This is a genomic window from Limnohabitans sp. 2KL-1, from assembly GCF_003063435.1.
GTDB lineage: Bacteria > Pseudomonadota > Gammaproteobacteria > Burkholderiales > Burkholderiaceae_C > Limnohabitans_A.
The window spans coordinates 443,977-464,505 of record NZ_NESL01000001.1 but is presented as its reverse complement, the minus strand read 5'-3'; the positions used below and the strand labels follow the sequence as shown (position 1 = coordinate 464,505).

At 59.2% G+C, this 20,529-nt stretch carries 17 protein-coding genes; 4 read left to right on the top strand and 13 right to left on the bottom strand.

The genetic code is table 11. The annotated features are described in order from the left end of the window. Window positions 1-195 precede the first annotated feature (195 nt). From B9Z47_RS02120 to B9Z47_RS02060, 13 genes are all read right to left on the bottom strand, one after another. The gene (locus B9Z47_RS02120) at window positions 196-1,602 is read right to left on the bottom strand and encodes an MmgE/PrpD family protein (RefSeq protein ID WP_233253651.1); all 1,407 of its coding nucleotides are present in this window, start codon (window positions 1,600-1,602) and stop codon (window positions 196-198) included. A 14-nt stretch (window positions 1,603-1,616) separates the two neighbouring features. After that, complete coding sequence (locus B9Z47_RS02115; protein WP_108329582.1) at window positions 1,617-2,597, bottom strand: tripartite tricarboxylate transporter substrate binding protein; 981 nt, start codon at window positions 2,595-2,597, stop codon at window positions 1,617-1,619. Window positions 2,598-2,629: 32 nt separating this feature from the next. After that, complete coding sequence (locus B9Z47_RS02110) at window positions 2,630-3,166, bottom strand: VOC family protein (RefSeq protein WP_108329581.1); 537 nt, start codon at window positions 3,164-3,166, stop codon at window positions 2,630-2,632. Window positions 3,167-3,184: 18 nt separating this feature from the next. Beyond that, window positions 3,185-4,027, bottom strand: coding sequence for an alpha/beta fold hydrolase (locus B9Z47_RS02105; RefSeq protein WP_108329580.1), 843 nt, complete (start codon window positions 4,025-4,027; stop codon window positions 3,185-3,187). Between the two features lie 16 nt (window positions 4,028-4,043). Further along, entirely contained in the window at window positions 4,044-4,598 is a 555-nt protein-coding gene (locus B9Z47_RS02100; protein ID WP_108329579.1) for a VOC family protein, read from the bottom strand. Window positions 4,599-4,616: 18 nt separating this feature from the next. Further along, window positions 4,617-5,588: a tripartite tricarboxylate transporter substrate binding protein gene (locus B9Z47_RS02095; RefSeq protein ID WP_108329578.1), complete on the bottom strand. Its 972-nt coding sequence runs from the start codon at window positions 5,586-5,588 to the stop codon at window positions 4,617-4,619. Between the two features lie 35 nt (window positions 5,589-5,623). Further along, on the bottom strand, window positions 5,624-6,490 hold the full coding sequence (locus tag B9Z47_RS02090; RefSeq protein ID WP_108329577.1) for an alpha/beta fold hydrolase: 867 nt from the start codon (window positions 6,488-6,490) through the stop codon (window positions 5,624-5,626). Between the two features lie 25 nt (window positions 6,491-6,515). Beyond that, window positions 6,516-7,574 carry a porin gene (locus B9Z47_RS02085; protein WP_108329576.1) on the bottom strand — a complete coding sequence of 353 codons (1,059 nt, stop codon included), beginning with the start codon at window positions 7,572-7,574 and terminating at the stop codon, window positions 6,516-6,518. Window positions 7,575-7,758: 184 nt separating this feature from the next. Then, entirely contained in the window at window positions 7,759-8,595 is an 837-nt protein-coding gene (locus B9Z47_RS02080; protein WP_108329575.1) for an IclR family transcriptional regulator C-terminal domain-containing protein, read from the bottom strand. Between the two features lie 14 nt (window positions 8,596-8,609). Continuing rightward, a complete protein-coding gene (locus tag B9Z47_RS02075; protein ID WP_233253610.1) occupies window positions 8,610-9,254 on the bottom strand; it encodes a GntR family transcriptional regulator in 645 nt (214 codons plus the stop codon). A gap of 148 nt (window positions 9,255-9,402) precedes the next feature. Beyond that, complete coding sequence (locus B9Z47_RS02070) at window positions 9,403-10,992, bottom strand: MFS transporter (RefSeq protein ID WP_108329574.1); 1,590 nt, start codon at window positions 10,990-10,992, stop codon at window positions 9,403-9,405. Further along, complete coding sequence (locus B9Z47_RS02065) at window positions 10,989-11,957, bottom strand: flavin reductase family protein (protein WP_108329573.1); 969 nt, start codon at window positions 11,955-11,957, stop codon at window positions 10,989-10,991. Before B9Z47_RS02065 ends, B9Z47_RS02070 begins: the two co-directional genes overlap by 4 nt. Window positions 11,958-11,971: 14 nt before the next feature. Next, a complete protein-coding gene (locus tag B9Z47_RS02060; protein ID WP_108330034.1) occupies window positions 11,972-13,228 on the bottom strand; it encodes an acyl-CoA dehydrogenase in 1,257 nt (418 codons plus the stop codon). A gap of 107 nt (window positions 13,229-13,335) precedes the next feature. Here B9Z47_RS02060 and B9Z47_RS02055 point away from each other — a divergent pair, with 107 nt between their 5' ends. From B9Z47_RS02055 to radA, 4 genes are all read left to right on the top strand, one after another. After that, on the top strand, window positions 13,336-14,247 hold the full coding sequence (locus B9Z47_RS02055; protein WP_158271602.1) for a LysR substrate-binding domain-containing protein: 912 nt from the start codon (window positions 13,336-13,338) through the stop codon (window positions 14,245-14,247). An 888-nt stretch (window positions 14,248-15,135) separates the two neighbouring features. After that, a complete protein-coding gene (locus B9Z47_RS02050; protein WP_158271600.1) occupies window positions 15,136-17,817 on the top strand; it encodes a hybrid sensor histidine kinase/response regulator in 2,682 nt (893 codons plus the stop codon). Between the two features lie 68 nt (window positions 17,818-17,885). Continuing rightward, a complete protein-coding gene (locus tag B9Z47_RS02045; protein ID WP_108329570.1) occupies window positions 17,886-18,938 on the top strand; it encodes a nitronate monooxygenase family protein in 1,053 nt (350 codons plus the stop codon). Between the two features lie 129 nt (window positions 18,939-19,067). Next, complete coding sequence (radA, locus tag B9Z47_RS02040; RefSeq protein WP_108329569.1) at window positions 19,068-20,453, top strand: DNA repair protein RadA; 1,386 nt, start codon at window positions 19,068-19,070, stop codon at window positions 20,451-20,453. Window positions 20,454-20,529 lie beyond the last annotated feature (76 nt).

Here is a 20,529-nt window from a genome sequence, read left to right as displayed (position 1 = left end):
CGCCTTCAGCACTCAGGGCAAACCATTACAGTGAAGCCGTTGTCGAATTTCATTGTTGGCGCTCTGACGCCCCAAATTCCCCCAGGCAGCGCAGCCGGATTGATGACAAAGCGTGTCGCGGCCTCCATGAGGCTGTAGCTCTTGCCCTCTAATTCCAGCATCGCGCAGCGGTGCTATTGACGGTTGCCCCGACTGTCACAAGCCAAGGCGCGAGGGCTGAACGAGTAGATTCACAATGGTCGAAACATTCTCAACGACCTCCAGTTCGTCCAGCATCTGCAGGGCGCTCTGCGCTGCGGTATCAGGTATGACACCGGCGAATGCCACGTTGCGCCAGAACTTCTCACGCACATCTGCCGGAGTCACGGGGTTTACGAGCCAGCCGCGCGGTGCATCGCGGTAACGTGAAAGAACGCAGCCATCCCTCAGGGTGACCGTGAGGCGGCTGGCCTGGTTGTTGCCCACAGGCAGGCGAGGCACGAGTCTCACCTTCTGACTGAGTGCCATGACACGCTCGTCATAGATTTGTGGCGCGGTGTAGTCTTCAATCCTGACCTGCTTTCGAACAAGTACGTTAGCGATCGAATAGGGAATGCTGAACAGCGATCGGGGCTGCGCATCTTGCGCAGTCATCGGTTGGTTGAGGAAGTGCTTAACCCGGTTGGGAGGCACGTCCAGTTCAACCGTGTCGATTTCGTCTGGCTCGAAGGTTGTGGACTGCACGATCTCGAGGGCACACTCGATCGGATTGTGGTTGCCATAGCAGGAGGGGTGCAGTTTGTGCATCCCCTTGGCGTAAAACACTTCGCCCAGGCCATTGAGTGCACGATCGGCATCGGACTGGTTCCCGTACATGGCGAAGTAGCCCAGCGGGCTGTTCAGTGGGTCCTTGACACCACGAAAGCCAGCCATCGCCATTTGCACGGCGAGCACCGCGTTCGACGCGGCCATCGCGCCGGGCAGCTTGAAGGTGTCCACGCCGTCCCACAGCGACTGGTATGAGCCGCCCATAAGGTTCAGCAGGATACCGTAGGCATCGACCAGTTGCGTATGGCTTGCGCCAAGCAGTCGACCGACTAGGGCGGCTGCCCCCATGGCGTTGGCAGTTCCGCAAACTTCGAAATTCTTGTCGAAGTCAAAAACGTCAGCGACTGCAATTCGCGCCCCGATGTCGCCCCCCACTATGACTGCGGACAGCAGGTCCTTGCCAGAGGCCCCAGTGAACTCGGCCACCGCAACAGCTGTCGGTTCGGTGGTGCTGCACACGTGACCGACCATCCTCCCCACATTGACGCCCTCTGGATCTGGACCACAGACCTCGAAGTCGAAGGAGCGCCCCATCAGGGCGTTCATCATCGCTGCGTGCTGAAGTGGAACCCGATCGCCATGGGTAAGGATGGTGGCCTGGGGCGCACCGCCCCAGCTTCGGACCAAACCCAGCATCGCTTGGTTGCCACCACCTTCTGCCCCTCCGAGCACGCAGCTGAGCGTGTCGATCAGTCGAAGACGCGCTGCCTCAACTACCTCCTGTGGGAAATCCTCGAATCGGGTGTGCAGAGCGTGATGAACGATACGGTCAATGTGCCGAAGCGGTTTTGTCATGGACGCAAATTCTTTCATTGATCGGGTGTGAAGCCCGATGCCTTGATGATCGGACGCCACAGCGCGATTTCGGCGCGTTGCAGGTTATCCATGTCTGCCGAACCCGTGAACATGGGGTACATCGTGAAGCGGTTAACCAACTGATCCTTGAAGGCAGGATCCTGCAACACCTTGCGCAGCGCCTGCTCCACCCGCGTGATCTCGGCCTTTGGCGTTTTCGATGGTGCCCACATCCCCATCCAAGCTCGTCCTACATCGAATTTGACGCCTTGTTCCAAAAACGTCGGCATATCCGGCACCAGCGGAGACCGTTCGTTTTCGAATACACCGAGAATCTGCAGCTTCGGGTTGTTTCGGTGCTGCATCAGATCGGCAGCCGGTAACACCGCCGCAGGCAGCTGCCCCCCCATTAGGTCTGTGCTGACAGGGCCATTACCTTTGTAAGGAATCGCAAGAAAATCGATACCCGCAGCAATCGCGAACTGCGTTCCTGCGAAATGCGCCTGTCCACCAGCGCCGCCCATTCCGTAGGACGCCTGCTTCGGGTTGGTCTTGGCCCAGGCAACGAACTCCTTAGCGTTCTTCAAGCCCAAACTGCGCTGGATGACCATGCCAAAGGGGTAGGTTGTCAGCGTCGCGACCGGCGTCCAGTCGGTGAGCATGTCGTAGTCGAGCACCTTGCGCGGATACAGAATCTCCTGGAACACCGGCATGGAGTTGGGGGCGATCATGTAGGTGTTGCCGTCCGGCGCTGCAGCCTTCAGCGCTTGTGCGGCCAGGCGCCCGCCCGCACCCGCCTTGTTTTCCACGATGACGGGCCGACTCAACTCTACCCTCAGTTTGTCCGCGAACAATCGGGCGACGATGTCGGTCAAGCCCCCGGGCGGGAAGCCGCAAAGAATCTTGATGGGGGTGCCGTCCTGGGCGTGCGCGACCAGGGAACCGCTGGCGATAGCCCCAGCAAGGAGGGCGCGAATGATGTGTCGTCTTTGCATGTGTATTTTCTCAACAGTTGATGGTCATACTTTCAACGCGTCATTCGCGCCGAGGCTTGCTCTATCCATTGATCTCGCAGCATGAAGCTTGGGTCACTGCGCACTTCATGTTCGACTTGCGCCAAGATATCTGCCTCGGAAAGATCCAAGTTCATCGGTTTGCCCGCAGGTTGCTTGATGTACCAGGGCGTGTGACAGTAAATCTCGATTTGATTACCTTCCGGATCCAGCACATAGACGCTCAGAGCGTTACCATGACTTTTGGTCATGGTGATCTTCACGCCTTCGTCCACCGCTTTTCGGTAGTAGGCCTGCACTGTGGCGAGATCTGCGACGAGAAATGAAAGTTGGTTGATTGTTGGTTTACTGCCCGGTTCGCGCCCCACCACGAACACCAACTGGTGATGCTCCGTGGGGTCAGCGCTCAGGAAGATCCCTTTGCCCGCACCTCCCATTCCTCCGTCGGTCACGATGAGGCCAAACCAGCGTTGATAGAAGTCAGCCATGACATCGAGATCCCATACGTACAGACCGACGTGCTTGAACGTTGCTTTCAGAGGTGTGCTCATGGTGGTTTCTCCTGCGGATCAGACAAGATTGACGGTAAGGAATCCGATGACGTTCACATTGAACTCATCGGCTTTTTCAAAGGGTACCCACAGTCCGCACTTGCCATGAATGTGCACGCGCGCGTTCGGGATGCGGTTGAGCATGAACAGCGCATTGTCGTAGTTCAGAGTCTGGTTGTTGCGGCCCCAGATGATCAGCGTCTGGGCTTGCACACGGTGCAGGTCTTGCCACAGCGGCTCCAGCGTCTGACCCGGTGTTCCGCCGCGGCCTTCAGGTGCCTTGCTTATGAAGTCGGGATGGATGCTGGCCTCGTAGCGCTCCTGCACCACGTCTTCCGTGATGATTGAGGGGTCATAGACCAAACGCTCCACATTCGCCCGCATGCGCGCGAGGCTGGGTCCCTCGCCGCCGTAGTAATCATGCGAGCCCGGCTTCGGCGGGGCTGGCTGAAAAAGTGAGAGGCCGCCGGGTGAGTTGATGACCACTAGACGCTCAATCAGGTCTGGCGACTCGATCGCCATCTTCAGCGCGACCGATCCGCCGGTTGCCATGCCCATCACATGCGCGCGACGGATGTCGAGTGCCTGCAGCATGTCTCGGAATGTCTGTGCATAAAAAGACGTGCGTGGCCCTTGAATGTCAGGTTTGTCGGACAGTCCGTACCCGGGCAAGTCCACGATCAAGGTGCGGAAATGCTTGGACAGCGCTTCCAGGTTTCGGCCAAAGTTGCCCCAGCCGAATGCGCCCGGTGCACCACCATGGATGCACAGGAGTACGGGCCCGCTGCCGGCCTCGTGGTAATGAATCCGCACACCGCCAGCCTGCACGAAGCGGCTGGTGTTATCACGCGTTAAAGTCATGAGTGGGTCCTGCGCCTCAATGCGATTGGCGCGCAGCGTCGATGCGGGCCTGGATCTGCACCATCCATTCTTTGCGCGTCATAAACCCAGGCGTGCCTTTGGCCATCTCTGCCGTGCGCTGCTCGATCTGTTCAACCGATTCAGTCAGAAGGTCCAGTGGCCACCAAGTTGGCTGCGGTACATACCAAGGCGTCGGCGTATAGCACTCGATACGGTTGCCCTCAGGGTCCCCCGCATACACGCTCCACGTATTGCCGTGATCCTTCTGCTGCAGGATCGGAACGCCTGCCGTGGCGAAATCGAGGGCCAACTTTTTCAGTTCTACCAGACTCTCGTAGACGAAGGAGATCTGTTGCATGCCTGGCGAGCCTGGTTTACGCAGGTTGGCGAATGCAATCTGGTGGTGTTCGAGCGGGTCTCCAGTCATGAAGACGACACGTGCGTTATCGGCCTTTCCGGAGCCGGTATCGGAAACCACCATGGCAAACCATCTGGTGTAAAAAGCACTCAGTGCGTCGGGGTCGAAAGCAGGAACTCCGACATGGCGAAAATTAGCTTTTGGCAGGGGCATCGAATCTCCGGGAATTGGTTATTGCGGCTGAATGCCTGCGGATTGGACCAGTGCCGTCCATTCCGTGATCTCGGTTGAGATGCGTTGGCGCATCTGCTCGGCACTGGAGCCTATTGGTTCAAAGTAGATTTCTTTGACGCGTTTGCTGACTTCTGGTGACTTGACGACAGCCACGAGGTCCTCGTTGAGCTTGCTGACCAGCGTGGCGGGGGTATTGCGCGGCGCGAAGAGTGCGAACCAGTTGTTTCGGATCTGAGGCAGGCCCAGCTCCTTGAAAGTTGGTGCGTCGGGGTAGGCCTTGGACCGTGTGTCGCCAGATACCGCAAGGACGCGCAACTTGCCGTCTCTGACGAGCGGCAGCATGCTGTACTGTGGCGTGATGGCCACTTGCACGTCGTTAGATACCAGCGCAGCCACATAATCGGCAGAACCCTTGTACTGGATGGCGTCCATCTTGAATGCCTTTTCCCTCTGCATCAACAGCAGGTACAGGTAGTTGTCACCCAGACCGGTCGTTGCGAAGTTGACCTTGCCAGGGTTCGCCTTGGCGTAAGCCACGAACTGGTCAAACGTCTTCGCAGGCATGGCCCCAGCCGCCGTCAGCGCAAACGCGCCCTCTGCAACCATCATGACCGGTTCAAGACCTTCGGGTACGGGAATCAGGGGCTTGGCCTGAAAGACCTTGGCCGCTGACCAGGCGGGCGTGAACATGAGCAGCGTGGTGCCATCCGGGGATGCTTCTGACACAGCCTTGGCGCCAATCATTCCCCCAGCGCCAGGCTTGTTCTCCACGATCACGGGCTGGCTGATCCGCTTGGCCAGGCTCTCGCCAACGATGCGCGCGAGAGCGTCAGGCGTCGAGCCGGCAGGATAAGGCACCACGATCTTGATGGGACGGTTTTGGTAGCCCTGAGCCATGGCACTCAGGGAAGAAGACAGCAACATCGCTGAAGAAAGAAGTGCGGCGCGGCGCGAAATTTGAATGAACATGGCGGAGTCCTGCAAGTGAATGGTTTGATCTATCTTCAGGGATTGAGCAGAAAGGCAATGCTTGCTTTGTTGAACGTCTCTGGTTGCTCATACTGCGCCCAATGGTCGCAACCTTTGATTTCGAAGAGTTCGGCGTGCGGCGCTGTTTCCGCAATGGCTCGCGCATTGCCAAGGAACATGTTGGGTGCGTCCACCGCGGCAAACACTTGAATAGGCAGCCGCAGTGAACGCCATTGCTCGAGCGAGAGGGCTTGTCCACCCAAAGTGAACGCCAGAAGCCGCGGCATGGCTTCTTTCATTCGTGGATCGCTGTAGATGTCCAATCGCAATGCAACTAACTCGTCCATCAGAGACTCTGGATCGAGGACCAACCCCTTCATGGCCGCAGCCACGCTTTCCCAGGAAGGCGCCGCCGCAGCTTGGCTGCGGCGCTGCCGAACGCCCTCCGCGAACTTCTGCTCAGCAACCGGGTCGGTCACGATGCCGGCAGGAGCCACCATGACGAGCTTGGTCACACGACCCGGTGACTCGAGCGCGAGCCACGCCCCTACCCAAGAGCCAAGGGACACACCCACGACCGCCGCCTGCCGAAGTGCCAGCGCGTCCATCACGGCGCCAACGTGAGCCGCATAGTCCTTAATTTGGTAGTCGAATGCGGGCTTGTCGGTCCAACCACACCCCAGCATGTCGATGCCTATGACACGGAAATGCTTTGCGTACTCCGCGTAGTTGGCGCAGAAATTTTCCAGGCTGCCTGCTGTTCCGTGCAGCAAAACCAGCGCTGGCGCGTCAGGGGGGCCCGCTTCGAGATAGCGGGTACTGACACCCCCCGCATCTACCCAGCCTAACTTGAAGGGCATGCGAAAGAGGTGACGCCAGATGCTTGTGTGCTGGTATTGCATGACAAATGTTGTCCTGATGCGGGGCTTAGAAGACTTGGCGAATGCCCAGTGCCAGAACGTTCTGCTTGCCGTCACTTGAGGTCACGAGCGCCATGCCGGCCTTGCCGCCGTTGATCACTTTCTGCTGTGAATACGCGCCGTAAAGTGTCGTGGCCTTGCTCAAGCTGTAGAGCGCCGAGAAGTTGTATTGCGTTCCGTCCTGGTTGGCTGCGGCCTTGTCGTTCAGCTTTTGGACGCCCGCCGACAGAAACCAGGCGCCAACGGGAACCTGAACCATGGCGTGGTAAAGGTCGGCATTGTTACCTTTTACGTTCTTGCCATTCTTTTCGCTGGTGTAGATCGAAGCCAGCTTAAAAGCGCCAAAGTTGTAGCCGCCGCCGATCGCAACCACTTCGTCGCGCGCTTGCACTGCAGTGCACCCCGTTGCTGCGACACAATCACGTGCCTGGTACCCCATACCGAACTCGATGGAGCCACCCTTGTAGCCCGTGGCAACAGACTTGTAGCTGTTGGCGGACGATGAGTTATTCACTCCGCCGTAGCCATACATGACATCAAAGCGCCAGCCTCCCATGCGAGGCGAGTTGTACTTGATGCTGTTGTCGATCCGCGTACCGCCGAGGGTGTTGTCGTAGCGCGAGGCGGACGAGCCTGCGCTCGGAATGCCATCAAGGGCGCCACCGCTGACGCCGAATGCCGGCGCGCCTGCCTGGAAGATCAATTGGTCGTAGATGGGGGTGTACTGACGCCCCGCGGTGATGCTTCCCAGTGTTGTCGATGAAAGCCCCATGAATGACTGACGATTGAAGAACACGGAGCTGGAGTTCGCCCCCGTGGCGATGTTGAAGCCGCTCTCCAAAGTGAAGAGTGCACTCAGGCCGCCGCCCATGTCTTCCTTGCCACGGAAGCCCAAGCGCGAGCTTTGCAGATAGCCGCTCTCCATGCTTGTACTCGAGCCCCCCCCGATATTGCTGACACTCGCAATGGCAGCATCGGCGATGCCGTAAATCGTCACGTTGGATTGCGCCCAAGCGGGTGCGCTGAGCGCCGCAATCGCGGCAGTGATGTAAATGCTGGTTTTCAAGTTGGTCTCCTCGTGTGTTGAAGTGTTGCAGTACGAGGATGCTAATTAGTTGTTTGTGCATGCAAAACCCTGTGCATTGTGTGCACATGCGATTGGGGTTTTCACTTATTTGACATGATGAAATAACACGTGCTCAAGAAGGGAAGAGGGTAGACCGTCGAACCGATGCAAACGCCCGCGCCGGTCAGTGTTCGATGCAGGAGGCACTCTGGGCGCCGATGCTCAGGGCGAGGCTTTTCAGTCTCGGCACATACCGGCTTTCCATCTCCTCCAGGCTCACAGCGTCCTTGGGAAAGACCAGATTGATAGCCCCCAAGAGTTGTCCGGCGCTCGTCACGGGAACGCCAGCAGCGCAAAACCGCGCCTCGCTGGACCATTCACCAGCGTTCAGTGCAAAGCCTCGTCGGCGCGTCGTGTCGATCACTTGATGCACATTCAGTCGATCCTCTTCGTCTACTCCCAACGCTTGAGCGTGTTTATCGAGGTAGCGCAAGATCGCATCGAGCTGGGTCTCGCCGCAGGCAGCGAGATACGCGCGCCCCAATGAGGTTTGCAGCAGCGGCATGCGCTCGCCAGGCATGGCGTGGTGCATGGACAGCATGCTCCAGCGGTGGGTCGACTCTCGCACGATCATCCAGCCTGCCTCCAAAGTGGCCAAGTCTGAGGGCCACAGCAGATCGCGCACAGCGGATTTCATCAAGGGCGATGCCACCTCATGGACCCAGCGTTCGTCACGGAAGCCGTCGCTGAGTTGCCGCACACCTTCGTGCAGAAAGTATTGCCCTTCTTTGCCAACACGCACAAGACCCTCGACGCGCAGTGTTTCCAGTATTCGTTTGGCCGTGGTGCGATGAATGCGGCAAACGCGCGCAAGTTCGCTGGTGGACCCGAATCCGCCGGGCATGCGATTGAGGGCTCGGATGAGCTCCAGTCCCCGACTCAGCCCGCGAACTTCCTTGTACTGGGAGTCCTTGTCGCCGTTCGCGCGACCGGACGGACCGTCCTGCTGGTGCGAGCTCATCGTGGGTAACCTTTTCAACGCTCGTCAAAGAAATGGGCTGGCAGCTTGGCCAAGAACTCCGAAAAGCCGGAAGTGCCAGACGGCAGGTGATCGAGCATCGCTTGCGCAGCAGCGGTCTCGTTGCCCTCGATGATGGCCTTGGCAATCAACTTGTGATCGGCGATGGAGCGTCGGATGCGTTCCGGCGATCGGTATTCGTGCGAACGGTAGCGGCGCAACAGACGCCGGGTTTTGCGGATCTGCTGAGCGAGGTAGATGTTGTGACAGCCCACATAAATGGCTTCGTGGAATGCATGGTTCGATTGCTCGTAGCCCTCGCCCGTCTCCAAGTCTGTTTGCTCGCACAGAACCAGCGCTTCCTGCAAGGCTTGCCGAGTAACCGGATCGATCCGCCGGGCCGCAAGCTTGGCGCACAAGCCTTCTATCTCTGAAAGGTATTCCAGCATGGCGCGAATCTCCGTGACTGACATGCGCGCAACATGCGCGCCGACATGCGGCTGAATAGTCACCAGCTCCCGTGCCGACAACTGCTGCAAAGCTTCCCGAACGGGGGTTCGGGAGACCCCAAACCTTTCGCTCAGTGCCTTCTCGTCCAAGATAGTTCCCGGAAAGAGCTTGCCCGACTCGATTTCCTCCTCCAGCGTCAAACGAATGTCCACTGCCCGGCCCACTTGTGACAAGCCTGGCGCTGACGCTGCCCTGCGGGGGCGGGAGGCATGGGGTATTTTGATCGGCGCTTTAAGCATTTTCATGTTTTTGAATACAAATATTGTTTTATTGTATGCAAAATATCCTGGCCTGAGTCTGCTAAAGCGTTGACAACTGCAGATATCTGCGCACTTGCGGGCCTGCTGGGCCTGCATGGAACCCCAGACGCTTGGCTCGCAATGCCTGATCGCTGGCAGTCACCCGGTCGAAGTGCCGCACATGCTCTTGCCAGGACGCATCGACAACCACTTCCACGAAACGATCAGGCAGTGTCAGGTCCTTCTGCAATTCCCACGCTATGCAGCCGCTGCGCAGGCGGCTCTCTCGGCATTCGTTCAGCATGAATGCCTCGAAGCTATCGACTCGCTCGGCGCAGACACGATATTCGATTTCCATCACCACGCGTCCGCGACCCGGTGGCTGCATCGCCTCTGGCAGGCGGTCGGCACGCGCAGGTGTGAGGTCCTCAATGCTGCCGGTATCGGGGCGCCATCGAACCAGGACCGCGATACCAAGCATCAATAGGCTGGCGGCCATACTACACGCCAATGCTGCACCGACCCATACCGCTACTTGGCCCCAAATCGTTGCTCCGGCCGCACCCGCCCCCATCAGGGCGACCTGATTGACCGACATGCCTCGCGCCCTGATCCAGTCAGGAAGCCCCAGCGAGGAAGCTACGGACAAGGTGTTGCCTACCGCGATCCAGGCCGCGCCGGCCACTAACATGCAGGGTATGGCGACTACCAGCGAGCCGGTCCATGCGATCGCCAGGGTGCTTAGCCCGAGCGCCAGCGTGCCGCGCAGCACCAAGGCATCTTGACCATAGCGCCGCCGAAGGTGTGGCAATACGGCCGTGAGGATCAAGGCACCACAGCCCATGGCTGCCATCAGCGCGGCAAATGTCTGCGCGCTTCCGGCACCGAGCTGACGCGCGAAAAGCGGCAGTAGCGCCAACAATGCTGAGCCGCACAGAAAAAACCAGACTGTCCGCAGCAACACGCCCTTGAGAGACCGAGAATGGAGAACGTACTGCAAGCCAAGGCGCATGGACCGTTGCAGGCGCTCGGGAGCTTCATCTCGCCGCTGCGGCGGGTGACGCCACGAAGCCAGTGCCCACAATCCGACCAGCCCGAGTAGCGTATTAAGCGCGAACACCCATTCGGCACCTGCTGCGCTGATGATGACGCCCGCCAGAATCGGGCCAACCATGCGAGATGCATTCGTGCTGGCCGCATTGAGGGCCATGGCTGAGGGCAATTGGGGCCTCGGGATCAGCTGCGGCATGAGGGCAGCCAGGACGGGAAGGCGAAGCGCAAGGCCGACGCCGTTGCAGAACACGAGTATCAATAGTATCTCTGGCGTGAGCACTCTGAGAAATGTTGCCAGGCCAAATGCGATCGCATTGACTGTGACCCACACCTGCATACCCAGGAGCAAGGTTACCCGATCCCAGCGATCAGCCAGTGCACCACTGGGCAGCCCCAATATAAATACAGGGAGCAAAGCTGCCGTTTGCACCATGCTGATCCAAAGCGGCGACGGCGTGAGCTGGCTCATCAGCCATGCCGCGGCAACGTCATTCATCCAGGTGCAGACGTTTGCGCTCAGCGAGGTCGCCCACAGAAGCCGGAAGGCACCGACCTTCAGTGGCGCCCAAGCCGAGGGCGGCGCTGCGGCCTGACTCATCGCAGCCGAAGTGCCTCGAGAACACGTCGGGCCGCTTCAACATCCTGCGGTATCAGGCCCTGAAGCTTTTCATGGGTGAACTGAACGGAGCGCAAGAAAACAGCGTCGCGCCGTGCACGCCCCTCGGCTGTAAGCTCAAAATCGCCATCGGGACAGCGAATCGCTAAACCGGCGTTCAGCAAATCCGCCAAAGAGTCTTCGAGTGCATGTCGGCCTAGGTAGGTTGCCTGCTCCAACCCCTCGATGCCGCACGCGCCTTGATGCAGGCGCGTCAAGATCCGGGTGGAGGCATGTGTGACGCCCAGTGCCTGCCTGTGCGACTCGAACAGCGCTGACATCCGCTGATGCGTTTCGCTCAGTAGCTTCAGAAACGTCGATTCGGGCGCACCCTCGGAACGCTCCGTCGACAGCGGGATCTCCTTCGTATCGATGCGGGGATGGGTTTGTGATACCGCGTACTGTCCCTGTGAAAAAACCAGAGGCGCCCCGGCAAAAAGAGCATAACGCTCCACATGACCGATCAGAATTAAGTGGTCGCCAGCTTCGTGCACTGTCGCGCGGCGGCACTCCAGGTGTGCAACGGCCGCGTCCAGCAGGGGAGCCCCGCACACGCCGGCGTGCCAAGGTGTGAGTGCGAAGCGTTCAGGGTGGCCTGCACCGAAGTGTTGTGAAGTTTCGACCTGGTCTTCCGCAAGGATGTTCACTGCAAAGTGAGTGACCGCCAGAAAGTCCTGCAGGCTGCGGGACTCGCGCCTAATGGACCACAGCACCAGGGGTGGATCCAGGGATACGGCAGCAAACGAGTTCACTGCCATGCCGACTGGACGCTCGCCCACACATGCGGTGACTACGGTCACGCCGGTCGGATAGCTGCCTAGGCAGCGACGGAAAGCACGGCTGTCCAGCGACGGGTCGCCATGATCCAAAAGCGTACGTGGAGCCAGAGAGTCAACGACGGAGTTCATAAGCAGCCCCGCAGTTACTTGTAGATCGCGATGCTGCCCATGTCGAAGCCCTTGATAGGGGGCACCGGCAGGTCGAACAAGGCCCCGACGTACATGCTCGCCGCGGCATCGCGGCCAGCAGAGCCGTGGTTGCGCATGGCCATGAGGTCACGGAACGCGTTCTGCAAAGGGTTGCTGGTGGCAACCGCTCCTGCGCCAGCATGTGGCCACATCTCGCAGAACGCTTCAAAACAGGTGCCAGCGGCATCGGATGCTTCGTAGCGCACACGCATGCGCTCAACCCGCGATGGCTGCTCGTTACGGCAGGCCATCTCGAAGAGCTGGCGCCAGTTATCGATCTGACGCAGTTGCACGCCGCGCACTGCCGTCATGGATTTAGCCAGACGAGCCTGCAGGAATGGGTTGTTAACGACCGGGGAGCCTGTGCCCTGTTGGCCACAACGCACCCGGGTTTGCGCAATCATTTCCTCTAGGGCACCCTGCGTCATCCCAATGGCCGAGTTGGGCATGATGGCATTGAACAACCCGCGCCACGACATACGAAAGAGCGGCCGATTATTGATGGCCATTCCGGGCTCACGGTCGTGATAGTGGTCCTCCAAACTGTGAACCCGATAGCTGGGTACGAAGACGTCTTTCAGCGTGACCGACTTGCTGCCAGTCCCTTTAAGGCCCTGAACGTCCCAGCTGTCATTGTCGATGCTCACGTCACTGGTAGGCACTACGTAATTGTTGTGGCGACCACCCAATACCACCCATGTGGCGTGGTCAATGCCACTGGAGAAGGTCCAAGTGCCGTTGAGCAAATAGCCGCCGTCCACTGGCTCGGCTTTTCCCAGCGGTGCGTAAGAGCTGGAGGCCCGTGTGTCCGGGCTCTGGCCCCAAAACTCCTGCTGCAGGCGAGGGTCCATCAGGGCGACTTCAAAGGAGTGGATCGTCAACTGCCCACCGATCCAGGCGGCAGAGGGATCGGCCGCTGCGATCTTGATGATTCCTTCGAAGAAATATGAAGGGTCCATTTCAAGGCCGCCAAATTGCACCGGCGTCAGCGCGCGGAAGACACCTATATCGACCATGGCCTGCACAGATGCATCGGACACTTTGCCCAGTCGTTCGGATTCGTCGCGACCGGCGCGAACGATTGGAAGGATACTGTCCACGGCGGCAACGAACTCGCGGCCAGATTTTTGAGCCCTCTCGCGATAGGCCGTCCAATTCTCCAAGTCACTTTGAATGAATGTCGCATCCAGCGCTTGATGATCTTTCCACATGCTTGTCTCCTGATTAATGAACACTTTGAACTTTAGGCGCGCGGGGTTGCCTAGACAAACGACATTCATGCTGCATGTATGCGTTTTTCTCATGTAAAATTGATCTGATGGAACGCCTACCCTCTCTCAAGGCCGTGCATTACTTCGATGCCGCTGTGCGTTACAAAAGCCTCACCGCCGCTGCTGAGGCGCTGCATGTCACCCAAAGCGCTGTCAGTCGCATGGTGCAAACGCTTGAAGACGATCTCCAACTGCTTCTCTTCCATCGCCAAGGGCGGGTGATCACGCTCACTCCCGAAGGTCAGGCTTATCACCGCGAAATCAGCCCGGCGCTGGAGCGTATCGCCCGGGCGGGTCAAAAAATCCGGGGAAAGGCCGAGGAACAAGGTCTCAACGTCGGTATGAATCCCGCCTTTGCTGCCCGCTGGCTGGTGCCGCGACTGCCAGATTTCCAGAAGCAGCACCCCAACATTCGGTTGAACTTCATTAGCAACCACCTGGATGGGGGCGAGCGTGCTGATCCAGCCACTGTCTGGGTGCGCTACGGTACGGGTCCCTGGCCTGGCCTGGTCGCAACCCCGCTGCCGCTGCAAGCGTCACTGGCCGTCGTGTGCGCCCCATCATTGCTTAAGCAGCATGGCCCGCTGGAAAAGCTGGAGGACTTGCTTGACAAGCCCCTTTTGGCCTACACGGGCGGCGCACATGACCTGTGGCAAGACTTCTTTGAGCATTTCCAGTTACCTACTGAGCCCTTAGACCGATCGAGGAGATTCCAGCAGCTCTTGACATTGGCAGAGGCAGCGGTCTCCGGTTTAGGGTATGCACTTGTGCCAGAGTTCCTGGTTGCTCCCGAGCTCGAATCATGTCGCCTGATCAAGGCCTTACCGCAGTCGTATGAATTCGATCGTCGCCACTACATGCTGCATCCCCAAGGCGCTGAGCGAGACAAGAAGGTGATGCTCTTCAAGCGATGGTTGCTTGCCCAGGCGCGCAAGGCGCGAGCACCGGTAAGCGACTGAATTCCCACCCGACTGAAACAACGCCCACTTCTTTGTACACATAGCAGGCTTGGCGAGTAGCACGTTCTATCACCAGTGTCACGTTGCTAAGCTAGAAAACCCACAAAGCACCATGGAGCCCAGGATCCTCGCCATCTATGAGAAAGCCGCTACGGATACAAAAAAAATTCCCGTGCTGATTGGTCAACAGGAGCAAGGGCAACACCGGAAACGGCAAGAGCAAGAAGACGCACAAGGGCGAGTTTGGAGAACTGCCCATCCACCTACCCTATGACCGAAATGGCAGAGCAAATTCAAGTGCGAAGCGCAACATGGTTTAACGAGGCGTGAAACAACTCGTGGGGATATCTTGAGTACCGACCGCTTTATTGGCTGGTGGTTCAATTTGTTCTGTGGAAATGTTTGCCATGGTCAGTTGGTCACTTGAAAACGGTGTCAGCATACGAAACAGGCACGAGTGAGTTCGAGTGACTGCTGTTGGCCGGTAGCTGCCAGCCAACAGACTTATTAAGTCGATGGCTCCCGCTGCATAGCCGACTCTTCAGTCAACTCAAACCGCACATCCAATCATTCAGAAGTTAATGAGAATTTTTACTAAAAATTCAACTTTTGATGGAATCGCAGTTCAGATTTGATTTTTTTGATGCGGCTAAGTGGTTGTCGGACCTATACGTGCGGTTCAAAACTTAGGGAGACTCGACACCCACCCCTCAAAACGACTGTTGGCATGTTGAAAAATGCCAAATATGAACTATTAAGTATTTGCATAAACACTTGCAAGACTAGAATCACGCGCAATCCTAGGCGCGTTGCGCCATGCGGCGCACTTCAGCCCTCTGGATGGCCCAAACGCCGGCTTGCGGGACCATTCAGAGGCAACAAAGACCCATGAAAAACCTCAGCATCAAAATCCAACTGTCCCTGAGTGCCATGGCCATGGCCTTTTTGTTGCTGTTCGCTCAACTGGGTTTGCAGTTTTATGTGATGCGCGCAGACATCGTGCAGCGGATTGAAACGCACGAGTTCCGCCAATTGACAGATTTCGCCAAGCACCTGGACGAAATGCTCCAGGACCGCGTCAGCATGCTCGCCAATGTGGCGGCAAGTGCGCCCATGGTCACCATGACCGAATTGGGACCGTTGGAAAAATTTCTCCAGCGAGAACAAGCTCTGCTCACGGTTTATGACGACCTTTACATCTTTGACGCAAAAGGCGTTTTGTTGGTGGACTGGCCCATCAAGCCTGGTCGCAGGACACTGGACATGTCAAGCCGGGACTACATTCAGGGCGTGATCAAGACCGGTCAGCCGGTGATCTCCAAACCGATTCTGGGCAAAGCCACGTTGCAGCCCATTGTGGTCGTGGCGGTGCCCATTCGGGACAGCAACGACCAACTCATCGGCATCATGGGCGGGGTGCTCAACCTCTACAAGCCCAACTTGCTGGGCTCGATTGCGACGCGCAAAAACGGTGAAACCGGTTACTACTATCTGGTCACGCAAGACCGCTTGCGCATCGCCCACCCGGACACCGAACTGATTTTCAAGAAAGTGCCCCCCAACAGCGGGAACATTCCTTTTGAAAATGCCATGAATGGCTTTGAGGGCACGCAAGAGGGCTACACCACACGGGGACTCAAAGGCTTGTTCACCTTCAAGAAACTCGAGGCCACCGACTGGATCGTCGCCTCGGTGGTGCCCTCAGCCGAAGCATTTGCCCCCATCGAGCAATTGCTGCAGAAAATGGTGGGCGTCAGCGTCATGTTGCTGCTGGTCATGACGCCGCTGCTGTGGACATTTGTGGGAAGACTCGTCAGACCTTTGGGCCTGTTGGCGCGGGCCATGCACCACACGGCAGAAAAAATGCGCGATGGCCAAACGGTCGCCCCCATTGCGCAACGAGGCGGGCATGAGATCCAGACCGTCACGCAGGCCTTCAACGAGTTTGTCAAAGCCCGCATTCATGCCGAAAAAGACCTGTCCCTGGCGCGCGATGCAGCGCAGGCGGCCAATGCATCGAAAAGCCATTTTCTGGCCAATATGAGCCATGAGATCCGCACCCCCATGAACGGGATTTTGGGCATGACCGAGCTGTGCCTGCAAACACGCATGACAGCCGAGCAAAAAAGCTACCTGGACATGGTGGCCACCTCGGCCAATTCCCTGCTGGCGGTGATCAATGACATTCTGGACTTTTCCAAAATTGAAGCGCGCAAACTCAGCCTCGACCCTCACCCGTTTTCTTTGCACAGCCTGATCCGGCAAGCCACACGCACGCTGTCCTTGCGCGCCAGCGAGAAAGAGCTGGAACTGCTTTGCGACATGGCCTGCAAGGTACCGGACCAGGTCATCGGTGATCCTTTGCGACTGCAGCAGGTGATCACCAACTTGCTGGGCAATGCCATCAAGTTCACGGCCAAGGGCGAGATTTTGCTCAGTGTCAAACCCATGTCCGCCCCGCCCAGCCCTGACGGTGTCTGGTTGGAGTTTTCAATCAAGGACACGGGCATTGGCATTGCGCCAGACAAGCAAGCGCTCATCTTTGACGTGTTCACCCAGGCAGACTCCAGCACCGTGCGGCGTTTTGGTGGTTCGGGTCTGGGCTTGGCGATCAGCCGCAGCCTGGTACAAATGATGGGTGGAGACATCCAGGTGAGCAGCCAGCTGGGACATGGGAGCACCTTCAGCTTTGGCGTGCATCTGCAAACGGCCAGCACCTCCACCGTGGGCCTGCAAGACATGCCACACCAGCTGGCTGGACAAACCATCCTGGTGGTGGACGACAACGCCAGTTGCCGCCGTGTGCTGAGCCAACAGTTGTCTTCTCTGGGACTGAATCCGGCCGCCGTCGATGGGGCGGCGCAGGCGCTGCACTCGCCTCAACTGGCCCAGGCTCGCTGTGCACTGATCGATGTCAACATGCCGGACATTGACGGTTACGCACTGGCCGTCCAACTGCGTCAAACCTGCCCGCCCGAGCGCATGGCCATCATCATGATGGGCGCCTTGAGCGAGCAAACCAGCCAGGAACAGCTGGAACCCTTGGCCATTCAAGGTTTTCTGGTCAAGCCCATCGACGCCCATGAATTGATCGCCCTGCTCAACCAGCTGACCGACCCCACCCAAGATGACCGCGAGGAAACGACCCCACCGCCCAGCACGCTGGCCAGTCCGCAACGCGTCTTGCTGGTGGAAGATACGCCCATCAACCAGACACTGGAGACCATTTTGCTCAGCCGCATGGGCTATGAAGTGGTCATTGCCAACAACGGGATCGAAGCCATTGAAGCTTGCACGCACAGCCATTTTGACCTGATTCTGATGGACATCCAGATGCCCGAGATGGGTGGTGTTGAAGCCACAGAAGTCATCCGGGGCATGGAAAAAAGCGAGCAAAAAAATCGCACCCCCATCATTGCGGTCACCGCCAACGCACTCAAAGGTGACCGGGAGCGCTACATGGCATCGGGCATGGATGGCTATGTGTCCAAACCCATAGCCTTGGAGGCCCTGCGGCTTGAAATCAAACGCCTCTTGTCACAAGAAGCGGCGACAGCGCCCGAGCGCTGAAAACGCCGGGCAACACGACTGGCCGTGATGGCGGCATGAGCCCGGGGCAATGGCGGTACATTCCAGCCATGCACTCATTTTTTTCCACTCTGGGGCTGGATGCCCCCATCGTTCAGGCCCCCATGGCGGGTGTGCAAAACCACCACCTGGCCCTTGCGGTTTGCAAGGCCGGGGGGCTGGGCTCGCTGCCTGCGGCCATGCTGAGTCCGGATGCACTGCAAACCGAGCTGCAAGCCCTCACAGCCGCGACGGCTCGCTCTTACAACGTCAACTTTTTTTGCCACGTCCCGCCGCAAGCTGACCCCGCACGCGAAGCGCGCTGGCACCAGGCCCTGGCCCCGTATTACCGCGAGTGGGGCCTCGACGCCACGAAGATGCCTTCCGGACCTGGCCGCGTGCCGTTCAATCACGAAAGTGCTGACGTGCTGGAAACCTTTCGCCCTGCGGTGGTGAGTTTCCACTTCGGCTTGCCAGCGCCCGATCTGCTGGCACGGGTCAAGCGCTGGGGCAGTCGGGTACTGTCCTCGGCCACCACGGTGCAAGAGGCGCTGTGGCTGCAGGCGAACGGGGCCGATGCCGTGATCGCCCAAGGCCTGGAGGCCGGTGGGCACCGGGGCATGTTCCTGACCGACGACCTGAGCACACAGTGCGGCACGTTCGCACTGCTGCCGCAAATTGTGCAAGCGGTCAGCGTGCCGGTGATCGCAGCAGGCGGCATCGCCACCCCGCAGGGCATCACGGCGGCCAAGATGCTGGGGGCTGCGGGCGTGCAGATCGGTACGGCCTATCTGTGCAGCCATGAAGCCACCACCAGCGCCCTGCACCGCGCCGCGCTGCAATCGCCCGCTGCGCAGCACACCGCATTGACCAACCTGTTCAGCGGCCGACCAGCGCGCGGCATTGTCAACCGCGTCATGCGCGAACTGGGGCCCATCGGCGCACAGGTGCCTGCATTTCCTCTGGCCACAGCCGCCATCGCATCGCTTCGGGCCGCTGCAGAAAGTGCGGGTTCGAGCGACTTCACCCCTTTATGGTCCGGGCAAAACACCTGCGGCACACGCCACCTCGGCGCTGCGGACATCACACAGGACTTTGTGCGCGCTTGGCAAGCCACCGCTTAAGCCCGCGAAGGCCCGGTAAGGCCCGGTAAGGCCCAGCTGTGTCGGCGCACCCGCGTTTGTGGCGCCAACAGCCCACCAATAACCCGTTGAGCGCCGCATTCCCATGCCCCGCAAAGGCACAATCGCCGCATGGCCAAAGACAAATCGATATTCACTTGCACCGAATGCGGCGGCACCAGCGCCCGCTGGATGGGCAAATGCCCCAGCTGCAACGCCTGGAACACCCTGATCGAAGCCTCGGCTGAACCGTCAGGCGGCAAAAACCGCTTTGGCTCGGTCCATGCCTCGCTGGCCCCCACCTCCGAAGTGCTGCCGCTGGCTCAGATCGAGGCAGCCGACTTCGAGCGCCACCCCACTGGCATTGATGAGCTGGACCGGGTGCTGGGCGGGGGCATGGTCGAAGGCGGCGTGGTGCTGATCGGCGGCGACCCGGGCATCGGCAAATCGACCTTGCTGTTGCAAGCGGTCGATGCCCTGCAGCGCAGCGGCATGAACACCCTCTATGTGACGGGTGAAGAAAGCGGCGCACAAGTGGCGATGCGCTCAAGACGCCTCGGCCTGCCCGACTCGCAGGTGCCGGTGCTGCCCGAAATTCAGCTTGAAAAGATCTTGCACACTTTGCAGGCGCGCCAGCCGGGCATCGCCATCATCGACTCGATTCAGACGGTGTATTCGGACCAACTGACCAGCGCCCCCGGCTCGGTGGCGCAAGTGCGCGAATGCGCGGCGCACCTGACGCGCACCGCCAAATCGACCGGCACCACCATCGTGCTGGTCGGCCATGTGACCAAGGAAGGCGCGCTGGCCGGCCCCCGCGTGCTGGAGCACATGGTGGACACGGTGCTCTACTTTGAGGGCGACACGCACTCCAACTTCCGCCTGATCCGCGCCATCAAAAACCGCTTTGGTGCCGTCAACGAGATCGGCGTGTTCGCCATGACCGAAAAGGGCCTGAAGGGCGTGAGCAACCCGAGCGCCATCTTTTTGAGCCAGCATGCCGAGCCCGTGCCCGGCAGCTGCGTGATGGTCACGCTGGAGGGCACGCGCCCGCTGTTGGTCGAAATTCAGGCCCTGGTGGACAGCGGTGGCCCATCGCCCCGCCGTTTGAGCGTGGGTCTGGACCGCGACCGCCTGGCCATGCTGCTGGCGGTGCTGCACCGCCATGCGGGTGTGGCCTGTATGGACCAGGACGTGTTTGTGAACGCGGTGGGCGGCGTGCGCATCAGCGAACCGGCGGCTGACCTGGCGGTGATGCTGGCGATCACCAGCAGCCTGCGCGGCAAGCCACTGCCCAAAGGCTTCATCGCCTTTGGCGAAGTGGGTCTGGCCGGTGAAGTGCGCCCCGCGCCTCGTGGGCAAGACCGCCTGAAAGAAGCCGCCAAGCTGGGCTTCAAAGTGGCCGTGGTGCCCAAGGCCAACGCGCCCAAGAAAAACGACAAGGCCTTTGAGGGTTTGACCATTTACCCGGTCGAGCGGATTGAAGAGGCCATGCAGGTGGTGCGTGGGCTGGACTGATCGAACACGCCGTGAAGACGGCCCAACGTGCTTCTGGCTTGCCGAAATGGGCCAGACATCCCCGAGTGTCTGTAGC

Coding starts and splice junctions, on each gene's coding strand:
- B9Z47_RS02095 (WP_108329578.1), bottom strand. CDS start 5,588: ATGTTCATTCAAATTTCGCGCCGCGCCGCACTTCTTTCTTCAGCGATG.
- B9Z47_RS02045 (WP_108329570.1), top strand. CDS start 17,886: ATGCACTCATTTTTTTCCACTCTGGGGCTGGATGCCCCCATCGTTCAG.
- B9Z47_RS02065 (WP_108329573.1), bottom strand. CDS start 11,957: ATGAACTCCGTCGTTGACTCTCTGGCTCCACGTACGCTTTTGGATCAT.
- B9Z47_RS02090 (WP_108329577.1), bottom strand. CDS start 6,490: ATGCAATACCAGCACACAAGCATCTGGCGTCACCTCTTTCGCATGCCC.
- B9Z47_RS02060 (WP_108330034.1), bottom strand. CDS start 13,228: ATGTGGAAAGATCATCAAGCGCTGGATGCGACATTCATTCAAAGTGAC.
- B9Z47_RS02100 (WP_108329579.1), bottom strand. CDS start 4,598: ATGCCCCTGCCAAAAGCTAATTTTCGCCATGTCGGAGTTCCTGCTTTC.
- radA (WP_108329569.1), top strand. CDS start 19,068: ATGGCCAAAGACAAATCGATATTCACTTGCACCGAATGCGGCGGCACC.
- B9Z47_RS02120 (WP_233253651.1), bottom strand. CDS start 1,602: ATGACAAAACCGCTTCGGCACATTGACCGTATCGTTCATCACGCTCTG.
- B9Z47_RS02070 (WP_108329574.1), bottom strand. CDS start 10,992: ATGAGTCAGGCCGCAGCGCCGCCCTCGGCTTGGGCGCCACTGAAGGTC.
- B9Z47_RS02110 (WP_108329581.1), bottom strand. CDS start 3,166: ATGAGCACACCTCTGAAAGCAACGTTCAAGCACGTCGGTCTGTACGTA.
- B9Z47_RS02050 (WP_158271600.1), top strand. CDS start 15,136: ATGAAAAACCTCAGCATCAAAATCCAACTGTCCCTGAGTGCCATGGCC.
- B9Z47_RS02055 (WP_158271602.1), top strand. CDS start 13,336: ATGGAACGCCTACCCTCTCTCAAGGCCGTGCATTACTTCGATGCCGCT.
- B9Z47_RS02115 (WP_108329582.1), bottom strand. CDS start 2,597: ATGCAAAGACGACACATCATTCGCGCCCTCCTTGCTGGGGCTATCGCC.
- B9Z47_RS02080 (WP_108329575.1), bottom strand. CDS start 8,595: ATGAGCTCGCACCAGCAGGACGGTCCGTCCGGTCGCGCGAACGGCGAC.
- B9Z47_RS02105 (WP_108329580.1), bottom strand. CDS start 4,027: ATGACTTTAACGCGTGATAACACCAGCCGCTTCGTGCAGGCTGGCGGT.